Origin of the sequence: Snodgrassella sp. CS2, from assembly GCF_050310315.1 — a bacterium.
Taxonomy (GTDB): Bacteria; Pseudomonadota; Gammaproteobacteria; order Burkholderiales; family Neisseriaceae; genus Snodgrassella; species Snodgrassella alvi_E.
Genome location: NZ_JBNPBA010000001.1, coordinates 239208 through 254372 on the forward strand (window position 1 = coordinate 239208; position 15165 = coordinate 254372).

The 15165-nt window shown below is 43.6% G+C and carries 12 protein-coding genes; 8 read left to right on the forward strand and 4 right to left on the reverse strand.

The window, feature by feature from the left end; all coding sequences use genetic code 11:
- Positions 1–88 precede the first annotated feature (88 nt).
- From ACQP6D_RS01215 to ACQP6D_RS01225, 3 genes are all read left to right on the forward strand, one after another.
- The gene (locus ACQP6D_RS01215) at positions 89–859 is read left to right on the forward strand and encodes a gamma-glutamyl-gamma-aminobutyrate hydrolase family protein (protein ID WP_370470069.1); all 771 of its coding nucleotides are present in this window, start codon (positions 89–91) and stop codon (positions 857–859) included.
- An 8-nt stretch (positions 860–867) separates the two neighbouring features.
- Positions 868–2202, forward strand: a complete 1335-nt coding sequence (locus ACQP6D_RS01220) for a glutamine synthetase family protein (protein ID WP_100140144.1) — start codon at positions 868–870, stop codon at positions 2200–2202.
- Between the two features lie 86 nt (positions 2203–2288).
- Positions 2289–3677 carry an aspartate aminotransferase family protein gene (locus tag ACQP6D_RS01225; RefSeq protein ID WP_427857247.1) on the forward strand — a complete coding sequence of 463 codons (1389 nt, stop codon included), beginning with the start codon at positions 2289–2291 and terminating at the stop codon, positions 3675–3677.
- Between the two features lie 49 nt (positions 3678–3726).
- On the opposite strand, the gene ACQP6D_RS01230 is transcribed toward ACQP6D_RS01225, so the two are convergent.
- On the reverse strand, positions 3727–4425 hold the full coding sequence (locus ACQP6D_RS01230; protein ID WP_267390257.1) for a class I SAM-dependent methyltransferase: 699 nt from the start codon (positions 4423–4425) through the stop codon (positions 3727–3729).
- 159 nt (positions 4426–4584) lie between these two features.
- Here ACQP6D_RS01230 and ACQP6D_RS01235 point away from each other — a divergent pair, with 159 nt between their 5' ends.
- From ACQP6D_RS01235 to ACQP6D_RS01255, 5 genes are all read left to right on the forward strand, one after another.
- Positions 4585–6525 carry a LysM peptidoglycan-binding domain-containing protein gene (locus ACQP6D_RS01235; RefSeq protein ID WP_427857248.1) on the forward strand — a complete coding sequence of 647 codons (1941 nt, stop codon included), beginning with the start codon at positions 4585–4587 and terminating at the stop codon, positions 6523–6525.
- A 574-nt stretch (positions 6526–7099) separates the two neighbouring features.
- Positions 7100–7426: an HLGFF motif protein gene (locus tag ACQP6D_RS01240; protein ID WP_267408000.1), complete on the forward strand. Its 327-nt coding sequence runs from the start codon at positions 7100–7102 to the stop codon at positions 7424–7426.
- A 31-nt stretch (positions 7427–7457) separates the two neighbouring features.
- Positions 7458–8783: an MFS transporter gene (locus ACQP6D_RS01245; RefSeq protein WP_427857249.1), complete on the forward strand. Its 1326-nt coding sequence runs from the start codon at positions 7458–7460 to the stop codon at positions 8781–8783.
- 118 nt (positions 8784–8901) lie between these two features.
- Positions 8902–11730, forward strand: coding sequence for an excinuclease ABC subunit UvrA (uvrA, locus tag ACQP6D_RS01250; RefSeq protein ID WP_370389014.1), 2829 nt, complete (start codon positions 8902–8904; stop codon positions 11728–11730).
- A gap of 144 nt (positions 11731–11874) precedes the next feature.
- Positions 11875–12717 (forward strand): MetQ/NlpA family ABC transporter substrate-binding protein, encoded by an 843-nt coding sequence (locus tag ACQP6D_RS01255; protein ID WP_427857250.1) that lies wholly within the window; start codon positions 11875–11877, stop codon positions 12715–12717.
- A gap of 80 nt (positions 12718–12797) precedes the next feature.
- Here ACQP6D_RS01255 and ACQP6D_RS01260 read toward each other — a convergent pair whose 3' ends face one another.
- The 3 genes from ACQP6D_RS01260 to ACQP6D_RS01270 form a co-directional block, all read right to left on the reverse strand.
- On the reverse strand, positions 12798–13367 hold the full coding sequence (locus ACQP6D_RS01260; RefSeq protein WP_427857251.1) for a pseudouridine synthase: 570 nt from the start codon (positions 13365–13367) through the stop codon (positions 12798–12800).
- Between the two features lie 71 nt (positions 13368–13438).
- On the reverse strand, positions 13439–14233 hold the full coding sequence (locus tag ACQP6D_RS01265; RefSeq protein ID WP_100140138.1) for an ABC transporter ATP-binding protein: 795 nt from the start codon (positions 14231–14233) through the stop codon (positions 13439–13441).
- Complete coding sequence (locus tag ACQP6D_RS01270; RefSeq protein ID WP_427857252.1) at positions 14230–15132, reverse strand: ABC transporter permease; 903 nt, start codon at positions 15130–15132, stop codon at positions 14230–14232. The genes ACQP6D_RS01265 and ACQP6D_RS01270 overlap by 4 nt, the downstream gene beginning before the upstream one ends.
- Positions 15133–15165 lie beyond the last annotated feature (33 nt).

Consider the following 15165-nt stretch of genomic DNA (forward strand, 5'->3'; position numbering starts at 1 on the left):
AAGAAATCTTGCCATTTTTTGCGTGGCGTGGGATTATGCAATACAGAATCAGAAACTCTTTTATTTATTAAAATCTTGAGATTAACTTATGCAAGTGCGTCCGGTAATTGGTATTCCGTGTGATGTAAAGCAGATAGGTAAATGGGATTTTCACGCTGTAGGCGATAAATATATTCAGGCTGTACAGAATAGTGTCGGCGACGTGATTTTGCTGCCAGCTCTGGCTGATCAAGATGCATTACAACGCTTGCTGCCTTTAGTAGATGGCATTTTTCTCTCTGGATCCTATTCCAATATTGAACCATGCTGGTATGGCGGAGATAACGCCCGCGAAAACACATTGCACGATAAAGCACGTGATCATACAACTTTACCCTTTATCCGGAAACTGATTGATGAAGGCATTCCCCTTTTGGGTGTGTGCCGCGGTTTGCAGGAAATCAATGTGGCACTAGGTGGCACGCTGCATCAGTATGTACACGAAATCCCTGGTTTTTTAGACCATCGAGAACCTGATAATCAACCAATCGAGGTGCAGTACGGTGACGCACATCCAGTTCATCTGCAAGACGACAGCCTGTTAATGTTATGGATGGCAACAAATCAGCAGCAGTATCCAGTTAATTCATTACATCAGCAAGGAGTAAAAACGTTAGCACCCGGGCTTAGCATTGAAGCAACTGCCCCAGACGGCCTGATTGAAGCTTTCAGGATTGATGCAGCACCTCTATTCGGCTACGCAGTGCAATGGCATCCTGAATGGCTGTATGGGCAGAAACCGCTTTCTATTGCTATTTTTAAGGCTTTTCGTGAAGCATGTATGCAATACAGATTGCATAAGCAAAAGGAATCATTTTAAGGTGACTTATGTATGATGATATATTCAATTGGCTTAAAGAACATGGTATCACTGAAGTAGAATGCATTTTGCCGGACATCACAGGTGTGGCACGCGGTAAAATTATTCCCAAAGATAAATTCATATCTGAGCCTGATATGCGGCTGCCGGAAGCAGTGCTACTGCAAACAGTTACCGGTGAATATCCGCAATCTAGCCTGCTTGATGAAACCGATGCAGATATGGAATTAAAGCCAGACCCGTCTACCCTACGTTTTGTGCCTTGGGCACAAGATCCGACAGCATCGCTAATATTCGATTGTTTCTCCCCCGACGGTCTGCCGGTAGAAACCGCACCACGCAATGTGCTCAGACGCATTCTAAATCTGTATGAAAATATGGAGCTGAAGCCTATTGTGGCACCGGAGATGGAGTTTTATTTGATTTCACCCAATCCTGATCCGGATGTGCCGCTACAGCCACCAATTGGCCGTACCGGACGCAGTGAATTTGGCCGGCGCTCTTATGCCGTGGATGCAGTAAATGAATTTGATCCGCTTTTTGAAGAAATATACGACTATTGTCATGACCAGAATCTGGAAGTAGATACCCTGATTCATGAAATTGGTGCTGCCCAGATGGAAATCAATTTCCTACATGGTCACGCCATGGATTTGGCAGATCAGGTTTTTCTGTTTAAACGAACTGTTCGTGAGTCTGCTTTTCACCACAAAATGTATGCGACATTTATGGCTAAACCCATGGAAGGCGAACCAGGTAGCGCCATGCATATACACCAGAGTCTGGTCGAGGTAGAAACCGGCAATAACGCTTTCAGCAATAATGATGGTTCACCTTCAGAGCTTTTTTTCCATTTCATTGGTGGCTTACAGAAATACCTGCCACAAACGATGCCTTTCTTTGCGCCATATGTAAACTCATTTCGTCGCCTAACCCGTTTTACAGCTGCGCCTACCAATGTTGAATGGGGATATGATAATCGCACCGTCGGCCTGCGTGTACCACGTGCCAGTGCCAAAGGCAGACGCATTGAAAACCGGCTCGCTGGTGTGGATGTAAATCCTTATCTGGCCATAGCCTGCTCACTGGCCTGTGGTTATCTGGGTATTAAAGAAAAACTACAGCCGCGTGCACCTTTAAGCAGTAATGCTTATTCCCTGCCTTATCAGTTTCCAACCACTTTGGAAGAATCCATCGAACGCTTGCGTCAATGTGAACCCATTCACGATATCCTTGGACAGCGTTTTGTAGAAATGTATATAGCAGTAAAAGAACAGGAAGTATCAGAGTATTTCCGTGTGATCAGCCCATGGGAGCGCAAATATTTGTTATTACATGTGTGAACAACAATATTACCTTTTATGCCTGTTTGAATTTTACTGGCAGGATGACAAACAGGTTATACCTATTTTCTCAAAGGAGCATCGATATGACAAAAAAAACCGATAACAAACACGCTGTAAAACATCATCTGCACCCATTTTCAGATAATGCTCAGCTTAAAAAGCATGGTGTACGCATGATGGTAAAGGCAAAGGGAATTTATGTTTATGACAGCGAAGGCAATGAAATCATTGATGGCATGGCCGGTTTGTGGTGTGTGAACATTGGCTACGGCCAGAAAAAACTGGCCAAAATTGCTGAAAAACAAATGGAAGTGCTGCCGTTTTACAATACTTTTTTCAAAACCACCCATCCGGCCGTAATCAGATTATCCGAAAAACTGGTTGAAATCACTCCAAATAATTTTAATCATGTGTTCTATACCAATTCAGGTTCTGAATCTATTGATACCATGATCCGCATGGTGCGCCATTACTGGTCGTCAGTGGGCCAGCCAAATAAAAAAATCATCATCGGGCGCTGGAATGGCTACCATGGCTCCACACTTGGCGGAGCCAGCCTTGGCGGCATGAAAAGTATGCATGAGCAAGGTGATTTACCCATTGCCAACATCGTACATATTGATCAACCCTGGTATTACGGTCTGGCCGATGACAATGAAAGTGAAGAAGAATTTGGTATTCGTGCTGCCAACTGGCTGGAAGAAAAAATACTGGCTTTAGGAGCAGATAAAATCGCAGCTTTCGTCGGTGAGCCGATTCAAGGAGCTGGTGGAGTCATTATTCCGCCTACTACCTATTGGCCAAGAATAGAGGAGATTTGTAAGAAATATAACATTTTACTGGTAGCCGACGAGGTGATTTGTGGGTATGGTCGTACCGGTAATTGGTTTGGATTTGAAACATTAGGTTTTACACCGGATATCTTTACCACAGCCAAAGGTCTGTCATCAGGATACTTGCCGATTGGCGCAGTTTTGGTTAATGACAAAGTAACTGAAGGACTGCTGGCAGGCGGAGAATTCAACCATGGCTTTACCTACAGTGGACATCCCGTCGCAGCTGCAGTGGCGTACGAAAACCTCAATATACTGGATAAAAAAAACATAATTGAAAAGGTACGTACTAAAACCGGCCCTTATCTGCGCAAACGCTGGCAAGAGACTTTCAGCAAATTCAAATATGTAGCTGATATCCGCAGTGAAGGACTGATGTGTGGTTTTACGCTGGTAAAAAACCGTGAAACACGAGAACTTTTTGACGATTTTGGCAGCACAGGTTTGATATGTCGCGATATCTTTTTCAAAAACAATCTGATTTTCCGTGCCTGTGGTGATCATATGGTCGCTGCACCACCACTAATTATTTCCAAAAAGGAAATTGATAATATGCTCGATATTGCGTCTGCGTGCATGCGTGAATTTGAAGAAATGATGGATAAAAAGCTGAAAACAGATACAGACAAAGCTGCCTGAGATTTATCAGGATATACATAAGACCTGAATTTATTCAGGTCTTTTTATTTCAATCTAATTCTATACCTTTCATGGCCATATTGCTTACGGGATTTAGTATCAGATTCGTATTTTGCGGCGTCAAAGTTAAAGGTATTGTCCGCTTGACCAATACCAAACCATATATAGCAGCCAAATGCGGCCACCATCGATTACCCATATACTCTATTGTATGATGGTTTGTTCCATAGCATGCAGGAATACCATAGCCCATAAACTGACCTTCTTCCAAAAAAAGGCCGAAGCGCTGCATACGTTTTACAGCTGCACTGGCCGATAACAAATGTAACGATACGGAGATGCCACGTTGATAAAATAAACGCCAGTAACCCTTAACATTCAGACCGGTCAGAATGAGATGACCACCAGGTACCAGTATGCGCGCCATTTCAGCTATCGTCTCATCCGGAGCGGAAAGCGTATCCAGACCATGTGGCCATATAATAGTATCTACACTTTGTTCTGCCCATGGTAAAAAATTATTTTCAGCCACTACCGCAACATTGGCGTCTGCATGATTGTTCTGCACCAGATATTCGGATTCAGCTGCAAAAACCTCTTTGAATTGCCAGTGTGAAAAACCACATTGCATAATGGTACCAAAACGCAACACGGCCAATTTCTGCCGAATAAACTGTTGTTCAAGGCTACTCAGATAAGCACCGAAAGCATGCTGTGTAAGCCAGTCTGTCAATTGCGGATAACTCATTAACCACACCATCGTGTTTATGTTAAATCAATGCCATAGCCATTTAAAAACATCTAGCACATCTTCATGATTACTGTAAAAATAGGGATTTATCCTTGACCGTTAAGGACTTCCTATTTAATATTAATAGGATTTTGCATAAATTTTACGGTTATCCGAATGGCTCAATTGAAGCATATGGTACTAGCACTCACTAGCTTAGTACTCGCCCCTACTATCTCATTTGCCCAATCTTATACCAGTAATGGCATCGGACTATCAATCATGAACCTGAATGCAGCCACCCTAAAAGGGAAAGCGTATTCAACACGTGATATCTGGGGACGCATGCGTCAGGATTTTAGGATGACTGAAGTCAATCCTGAAATTATTCGCCGGCAGGAACAATATTATTCAAGCCATGGCGACTATTTCAACCGTACTATTCTGCGGAGTCAGCCCTATTTATATCACATTGTGAATGAAGCCGAAAAACGTCAGATGCCAGCAGAAGTAGCATTGCTGCCATTTATTGAAAGTGCTTTTGTCAGTAAGGCACAGTCTCGTGTAGGCGCATCAGGTTTGTGGCAATTTATGCCAAATAGTGGACGACAGTACGGTCTGGAACAAACTAATCTGTACGATGGTCGACATGATGTCTATGCTGCTACCGATGCCGCATTAAACTATCTGCAATATCTTTACAGCCTATTTGGTGACTGGTCACTGGCTCTGGCTGCCTATAACTGGGGTGAAGGCAATGTGGGCAAGGCCATCAAACGCGCCCAGCTAGCAGGGATAGACCCCACATATGAAAACCTGCGCATGCCTAATGAAACCCGTAATTACGTACCCAAACTACTGGCTGTGCGTAATATTATTGAAAACCCGCAGGCTTTCGGCATTAATTTGGTTTCCGTGCCTAACCGACCCTATTTCGAAGCCATCAGCATTGATCAGCCAATTGATATAGATGCTGCTGCGCGACTGGCCAATATTTCTACATCTGAGTTTTTAACACTTAATCCCAGCTTCAAAAGTCCAGTATTTATCCCAAAAGAAAACCGCAAAATGCTGCTGCCGATTACCGCTGTAAACACTTTCGAGCGTAATTATCGCAAAGCAGATAAAAGCAGCTTGCTGTCTTGGAATATTTACAAAGCATTTGCTCCCACCAGCGTAGCTGATTTAGCGGCACAGACCGGAATGAGCAGCGCCGAAATCAAACGTTTGAATAATCTGAGCGGCAATACTGTGCCTGCTGGGCGCAGCCTGCTAATCAGTAAAAACAGTTTCAGCAATCAGAACCTGGATTCTTTCAGCAATACAGATACAGACCCGTTGCTTAATATTGCAATGGCACAGCCTGTTTTGCCCCCAGGCACCTTTGTAACACATCCAGTGGTATCTGTTTCTCAGACTAGCGAGGTGGCGAATACAGACAATCAGCAGGCACCAGTATTAACCCGCACAACTACTGTTACCACTACGGCACTTAATACTGCACAACCTTTGCCAGACAATACGACAGTTCAAACCGTAGCTGTTGCCACTTCTCAGCCTGCCGCCAATTCAGTAGCGCCAGTTGTAGCAGAAAACAATGATGCATTGATGCAAATTGCTCAGAATGCCGAACTACAGGCAGCCGCAGCCGCTTCAGTACAGAAAACACTGGCACAGGCGGAACGTGAAGAAGCTCAGGCAGCACGGTCTGCAGAAATTCGTGCAGAACGCGCTACACGCAATACCATTAATGTGGTCGATAGCCGCAGCAGTATTGCTCACAAAGTGAACAAAGGTGATACTTTATTTTCCATAGCTCAACGCTATAATATTAATGTAGCCGATTTAGTCACCGCTAACAATTTGCGCGGACACAATCTTCAGATAGGACAAGTACTGAAAATTAGTCCTAATAGCGATAACAAACGTATGCTTGCAGCTGTAGGTAAAGGCAAAGAAACAAAAGGTAGTATTGTTCCGGTGTCCTATACTGTTAAAAAAGGCGATACACTCAGTAGTATTGCTCAACGGCTGAATATTCCAGTGAGCAAACTACAAAAAGTACATGGCAAGCAGGTATTGCGTCCGGGCCAGAAAATTAAATTGACCAATCTGTAATCTTTATTAATTATCATCTAAAAAAGGGTTTGTGCTTACTTGCATAAATCCTTTTTTATCTTTTATCAGCTTGATTAGATTTAGGAATAATGTACTGATTGTAGCACTATGCATGCCAAAACGATGCCCGCTTATGAACGCTGAGTACTAATTCTTTCATCAGTATCTCCTCCTCTATTGAGCAGATTACCGATTTCATTATTTATGCTTTTAACATTACCACAAACACATTTCAATACTTTATTTCCGTTCCAATCTACTTTTAGACTACATCTAACAATCATTCCAGTAATCGCAACTTTCTCTCAGCGCTGGAAAACCACAGGACATAAACCACTTGAACAATGTGTTTAGTATACCTGCACGACAGACTAAAAAATTTATAGGTACAGATATATAAAGCAAAAAATCAACCCTGAAAGCTTTATGATATTTTAATAATATAAATACATATTTTGTTTTCAAAAAGTATGCAGATTAGCATACAAAATTTTTTATAAGCTGCTAGAATTCTGCCAGAATCATGAAAAAAACAGAATAAGTCCTTTTCAAAGCTCAAAGAAAATTTTTTATTATGCTCTACTTCAGTATTAACAGTAACGACAATCATCATCTCGGGTTTCTGGTGCTGACTGATGAAGATGATTCTGCTTACACCGATGGTGCAACTGGTTATTATGCTGTCAAAGCTCAGGCAGATACAGCAGACCGTCAAGCCTGTGCGGCTCAATGGCAGCTGCTGGAGCAATTATCAGAGCAAGAAAGCCTGAAATGGTACCGGCAGTCGGATTACGTTCAATTGTGTGATGCACAAGACCACATTATTGGACGTTTAAAGCAACAATATCTGAATCTCTGTGGCCAGCAATTTTTGCTAAACGATCTAACTGGCACTCTGTAATTATTCAGACCACCCTTTTACAAGGTTATTTATGTCTACCCCTGATATGTTGCCTTCTGGCAGTCAGTTTGCTTTTGCCCGCACCCGCAGGTTTCTGCCACTCTTTGGTACCCAGTTTTTCGGTGCTTTTAACGATAATCTCTTTAAAACAGCATTATTTGTCTTAATAAGCTTTTATGGGCTGGGAACTCATTCTTGGCTGCCAGCCAGTCAAATGCTCAACGCCGGTGCGTTGTTGTATATCCTGCCCTATTTTCTGTTCTCAGCCTTATCGGGTGAATTATGTAATAAGCTGGATAAAGCAATATTGGCTCGCTGGATTAAAGCAGCTGAAATTGGCATTATGCTGGTAGCTGGAATTGGCTTCTGGTTAGAGTCGGTATCTCTATTAATGCTATGTCTGTTTCTAATGGGTACCCATTCTACCTTGTTTGGTCCGTTGAAATATGCCATCTTGCCGGAATATTTACCACGTTATGAATTACTTAATGGCAACAGCCTGATTGAAAGTGGTACATTTCTTTCCATATTGTTCGGACAAATATTCGGCACCATTCTGGCCGGCACCAATACCGCATGGCTGTTTGGTATTCTATTGTTGGTTGCCATACTTGGACAACTTTCAAGCATGTTCATGCCACGCGTACCGGCTCAGATTCCACAGCAATATATCAATGTAAATATCTGGCACAGCACCACACAGCTTCTCCAACAGACTTATCGGCAGAAAAATGTTTGGGTTGCCATTATCGGTATTTCTTGGTTTTGGCTGCTTGGCTCAGTGTATATTACCCAGCTTCCCACGTTTACCCGTCTGAATCTAGGCGGTAATGAGGCTGTGTTCAATCTGATGCTTACGCTATTTTCACTAGGCATAGGATCTGGTTCTATTTCCTGCGCTCGTCTGAGCCATCATCAACTGCACCTTGGTCTGGTCGTACTCGGCACACTGGGAATGACTATATTTGGTCTGCTGCTGGTGTGGTTTACACAAACACCTCACCAGTCAATAGGCGGTATTAATGAATTTTTGAGCCGCCCTCACAGCTTTTCTATCATGTTGTGCATTATTGGCATTGGATTTTGTGGTGGTTTCTTTTCACTGCCTTTGTATACATGGCTGCAAACGACCAGTACTGATGCATTCCGTGCTCATGCTATAGCAGCCAATAACATTATCAATGGTTTGTTTATGGTCTGCGCTGCCCTGTTGAGTGCTGTACTTATCTGGCTTTCTGACAGTATCAAAATACTATATCTGCTAGTGGCACTCGGCAATATACCGGTACTATTCTACTTATGGCGCTGCGAAGAATTACACCTTGATTTTAAGAGATTTATTTTACGCAAACATTAAAACGTTTACCGGATAGCGTTAAATTCAAGTTTTGAAATGGGTATAATACCGGATGGTTTTAATAAACAGCAAATTGATTAAAGCCAGCATCCCATTCCTTTTGCTCGGGAAAGGCATTATGTCAGATAACGATACCATTCATATTCGCGGCGCACGCACACACAATCTAAAAAATATTGACCTGGATATACCTCGCCATCAGTTGGTCGTGATTACCGGCCTTTCTGGTAGCGGCAAATCTTCACTGGCATTTGATACATTATATGCAGAAGGTCAACGCCGCTATGTAGAGAGTCTGTCGGCTTATGCACGCCAGTTTCTGCAAATGATGGAAAAACCAGATGTCGATTTGATAGAAGGTCTTTCTCCAGCCATTTCTATTGAGCAAAAAGCCACCAGCCACAATCCCCGCTCTACAGTAGGTACGGTCACCGAAATTCATGATTATCTGCGTTTACTGTACGCTCGCATCGGTACACCATATTGTCCAGAACATAACCTTCCGCTTTCAAGTCAGACAGTTTCGCAGATGGTAGACCATATTTTGGCACTTCCAGAAGAGAGTCGAGTAATGATTCTGGCACCTGCCGTGCGCGGACGCAAAGGTGAATTTGTCGATTATTTTGCTGACTTACAAGTTCAGGGCTTCGCACGAGTTCGGGTAGATGGCGAAGTCTACGCCATAGAAGAAGTACCCAGTCTACAAAAAAACATCAAGCATGATATAGATGTGGTTGTCGACCGTGTAAAAGTACGTTCAGATATCAAACAGCGGCTGGCTGAAAGTTTTGAAACCGCATTGAGACTGGGTAATGAACGTGCACTTGCTATTGAAATGGACTCCGGTCAAGAACATTGGTTTTCTGCCCGTTTTGCCTGTCCTGTATGTTCCTACAGCTTACAGGAACTTGAGCCACGTCTGTTTAGTTTCAATAATCCAGTAGGCGCCTGCCCGAGCTGTGACGGTCTGGGAAGTATGGATTATTTCGACCCTGAACGTGTAGTAATGCATCCAGATTTATCACTGGCTGCAGGCGCCATTAAAGGCTGGGACAAACGCAATACTTTCTATTTTCAGATGATTCAGTCTCTGGCTCATCACTATGATTTTGACATTGATAAACCATTTAGCCAGCTCACTGAAAAAATTCAGAATATTATTCTGTATGGTTCGGGTAAAGAACAGATTGAATTTACTTATCTATCTGAACGTGGCACCCACATTCGCAACCATTCATTTGAAGGGATTATACCTAATCTGGAACGACGCTACCGTGAAACTGACTCCACTACTGTACGCGAAGAATTAACCCAGTATCAAAGCCATCGTGCCTGTCCTGCTTGCGGTGGTGCACGTCTGCGTACCGAGGCACGCTACGTATATGTAGGTGGTAAACCATTGCAGGTAATTAATTCCTGGCCACTGACTACTACACTTGATTTTTTTCAAAACTTGAACTTAGAAGGCAATAAAAAACAAATTGCCGAAAAAATTCTTAAGGAAATTAATGAACGCCTTGGGTTCTTGATTAATGTTGGTCTGAATTACCTCAATCTTGCTCGTAGTGCCGAAACACTGTCTGGAGGCGAAGCACAACGTATTCGTTTGGCCAGCCAGATTGGTTCCGGCCTCACAGGTGTAATGTATGTGCTAGATGAACCCTCTATTGGTCTACATCAGCGCGACAACGACCGCTTACTGGATACTCTTAAGCACCTGCGTGATTTAGGCAACAGCGTTATCGTGGTTGAGCATGACGAAGATGCGATTCGTGCAGCTGATTTTGTTGTTGATATGGGGCCGGGTGCCGGTGAACACGGGGGTAATGTGATTATTGCTGCGCCACCCGCACAAGTTGCCGCCTGCAAGGAATCGGTAACAGGCCAGTATTTAAGCGGTAAAAAAGCTATCAGTATACCTAAGCAGCGTACTCCCATAGACAAAAAACGTTTGCTGGTATTAAGCGGTGCTAGCGGTAACAATTTGAAAAATGTGAATCTAACCTTGCCACTGGGCTTGATTACCTGCATCACCGGTGTATCTGGCAGTGGTAAATCCACTCTGATCAACGATACCTTGGCCAAAATCACCGCTCGGGAACTAAATCGGGCTAGAGAAGAACCGGCACCCTATGATGATATCAAAGGACTGGAACATCTAGATAAAGTAATCAACGTTGATCAATCCCCTATTGGCCGCACACCGCGTTCGAATCCCGCTACCTATACCGGCCTTTTTACCCCCATCCGTGAGCTGTTTGCCGGTGTACCCCTCTCTCGTGAGCGCGGTTATAACGTCGGCCGTTTTTCCTTTAATGTAAAAGGTGGACGCTGCGAAGCTTGTCAGGGTGATGGCGTCATCAAGGTAGAAATGCATTTTCTGCCCGATATCTATGTGCCATGTGAAGTCTGCCATGGCAAACGTTACAACCGTGAAACACTTGAAATACAGTATAAAGGCAAGAATATCAGTGAAATTTTAGAAATGACGGTAGAAGAAGCATGTACTTTTTTTGATGCTGTACCAACGGTCAAACGTAAATTACAAACGTTATTGGATGTGGGGTTAGGCTATGTACGCCTGGGGCAATCTGCTACCACGCTTTCCGGTGGCGAAGCACAACGCGTTAAACTGGCACTGGAGCTGTCTAAACGCGATACCGGCAGAACACTGTATATTCTAGATGAGCCAACCACAGGTTTGCACTTTGCCGATATTGCCTTGCTGCTGGATGTAATCCAGCGCTTAAAAGGCAAAGGCAATAGCATAGTAATTATTGAGCATAATCTAGATGTGATTAAAACTGCCGACTATATTGTTGATCTTGGCCCTGAGGGTGGTGATGGCGGCGGTACAATAATTGCAGAAGGCACACCAGAAGAAGTAGCGGCCAATAGCAAAAGCTATACCGGCAAATATCTTAAACCCATGCTGAAAAATAAATAAATACCCAAATTATCAGACCAATACATTCTGGAACAACCATAATAACTGCTTATGGCTTTACTATGTGTAAAAACCACCAGATATAAGCATTTTATGTTAAGGTAAAGCTCTGCATTTTATTGTGTATCTTCATTAAGGTTAAATATGAAAAAATTGTTATTTGCATTATTATCTGTAGCCGCTATCAGTACAGTTTTGACTGCATGCGGCCAGAAAAACGAAGCTGAACCAGCAGCCAGCACCAGTAGCGCTCCGGCTCCTGCTAAAGAAAAAGTTTTGAAAGTAGCCGCATCGCCCGTACCTCATGCAGAAATTCTAAAAGTGGCCAAACCGCTACTGCAAAAAGAAGGTATTGATTTACAGATAGTGCAAATGACGGATTACGTCCGCCCCAATATTGCTCTGGCAGAAAAAGATGTAGATGCCAACTTTACCCAGCACAAACCCTATTTGGATGATTTTGTTGAAAAACACAAAATGCAGTTAACCGCTATTGCCAATATTCATGTAGAACCCATGGGGATTTACTCGAAAAAAGTAAAATCTTTGAATGAAGTTCCGGATGGCGGTTTAGTAACCATTCCCAATGATGCCACCAATGGTGGCCGCGCCTTACTATTGCTTCAGAAAGCAGGTTTAATCAAACTGAAAGCTGATGCAGGTATCAGCGCCACCGTACGTGATATTGTCGACAATCCGAAACATCTGAAAATCACCCCCATGGATGCGCCACAATTGCCCCGTACTCTGAATGACGCCACCCTGTCTGTGATTAATACGAATTTTGCCATGGAAGCCAAACTGGTACCCACTAAGGATGCGCTGTTTATCGAAGAAAAAGATTCTCCCTATGCAAACATTCTGGTTGTACGCACAGGTGATGAAAATCGCGAAGAAATTCAGAAGCTAAAACAGGCCATGACTTCCCCTGAAGTGAAAAAATTTATTGAAGAAAAATATCAGGGCGCCATCATCCCTGCATTCTAAACTTTAAAATTTGCATATCAATAAAACAAACCCTCAGATATTTGTTCTGAGGGTTTATTATGTCAGTAATACATAAAATCTTATAAATCTTCAGGCCTTACCGCTTGCCATTGTCCTAAAGGCAAATCAAGTGAAAAAACATTCAGACGGCCGATACTAACCCGCACCAAACGCAAACAAGGCCAGCCCACTTTGGCACACATACGACGTACCTGACGGTTTTTGCCTTCGCTGATGCTAATCTGCAACCAAAAGTCAGTTACTGTTTTGCGCTCACGAATTGGTGGTACTCGTGGCCACAGATGTTTGATTTCTGCTGCATCTAGTACACGCACTTGAGCCGGAGCAGTCACAAAATCACCAAGATCTACTCCACGTGATAAGTGCTGCAAAGCCTGCTTATCTGGTTTACCTTCAACTTGTGCCCAATACGTTTTTATCAGCTTGTATTTCGGTTGTGCAATTTTGGCCTGCAAGCGCCCGTTTGCAGTGAGCAAAAGTAACCCTTCACTATCCGTGTCCAGCCTGCCGGCAGGATAAACATCCGGTACTGGCACATATTGCTTTAGAGTAGGATATTTTTCATGAGCACTGAATTGGCAAATCACTCCGTAGGGCTTATTCAGCACAATCAAATCCGGTACCGACATAATATTTTATCCAATCAAACAAAAAAGGCTGCCAAAACCCATCTTAGCAGCCTGTATTCTCAGCACAAAATTCAACTCAGCAATAACGCATCATCGGTGACTTTCTCACCTTGTGTATGCTCGAACATTTGTAATAAATCAGTCACACCCATGCCAGCGCGCTTTTCGCCGTCCACATCCAGCACTACCCGCCCCTGATGTAGCATAACAGTACGGGTACCATGATCCAAAGCCTGCTGCATAGAATGAGTTACCATCATTGCCGTTAATTTGTTTTCACGCACGATACGATCTGTCAGCTCAAGTACAAAGGCTGCAGTTTTTGGGTCTAGTGCAGCAGTATGCTCATCCAGCAACAAAATTTTTGAGCTCTGTAAAGAAGCCATCAGCAGACTGACTGCCTGACGCTGTCCGCCGGAAAGCAAACCGATGCGATCACTGAGCCGATTTTCCAACCCTAAATTAAGCATAGCCAATTTTTCGCGAAATAATTCGCGATATTGCCCCTTAATTGCTGAGCGCAAACCACGGCAGCTTCCCCGTTTCAGTGCCAGAGCCATATTTTCTTCTATCGTCAGCGCCTCACAGGTACCAGCCAACGGGTCTTGAAACACCCGTGCCACCAGCGGTGCACGTTTATAGGCAGGCTCATTGGTAACATTTTTATTATTAATAGTGATTGTGCCGGAATCTACCTGAATATCGCCACTGATAGCATTAAGAAAAGTAGATTTACCAGCACCGTTACTGCCGATTACAGTGACAAACTCACCTTCAGCAATATTCAGGCTCATGCCACGCAAGGCAGGATTTTCTATCGGAGTCCCCGCATTGAATGTCAGGCGTAAATCATCTGCGCGCATCATGATTTTAGTTTCCTTTTAAAATAACGTTTAATCACCGGTAGGCGCAGTGCCAGAACCACCAGAATAGCCGTTATCAGATTCAAATCCTGCGGACCGAAGCCAATGTGTTGCAGTGTATCACTACCCAATGCTAATGCAATAAAGGCTCGATAAAGCACAGCCCCCACAATCACCGCCAGCGTAATCACAATAAAACGTTTGGCGGGAATCAACGTTTCACCAATAATCACCGCAGCCAAACCAACCACAATGGTACCGATACCAATTGAAATATCAGCTCCGCCCTGTGTCTGCACAAACAGCGCGCCACCCAAAGCAATAAAAGCATTAGAAAGTGCCATGCCAAGCAATAAAATACGCGAAGTATTGACACCCTGCGCACGAGCCATACGTGCATTCACACCGGTCGCACGCATGGACAAACCGATTTCGGTGGCAAAAAACCAGTCCAGAAAAAACTTAGCAACCAATACAAAGCCAAAAATAACCAGCGGCTGCACCCAGTACTGATTACTGTCGTCAGCATTAAAAAACGGTGTAAACACGCTAGGCTGATCGAGCAATGGCAAATTCGGTGCACCCATAATACGCAGATTCACGGAATATAAGGCTACCATCACCAGAATACTGGCCAAAAGCTGCATGATTTTTAGTGATACATGCAGCCATGCTGTTATCAGGCCTGCACAGGCGCCAGCTGCCCCAGCAAGCGCGGTAGCCAGCCAAGGATTCATTCCATGAGTGACGCATACAGCAAACATAGCACCACCAAGCGGAAAGCTGCCATCTGCTGTCAAATCCGGAAAATCCAGAATACGAAATGATATCAGTACACCCAAAGCAACAAGGGCATAGATCAGCCCACTTTCTAAAGCACCAAATAAAGCTATAGAAGACATATAAACAAATGTTTCATTATAGTTGGAAATAAA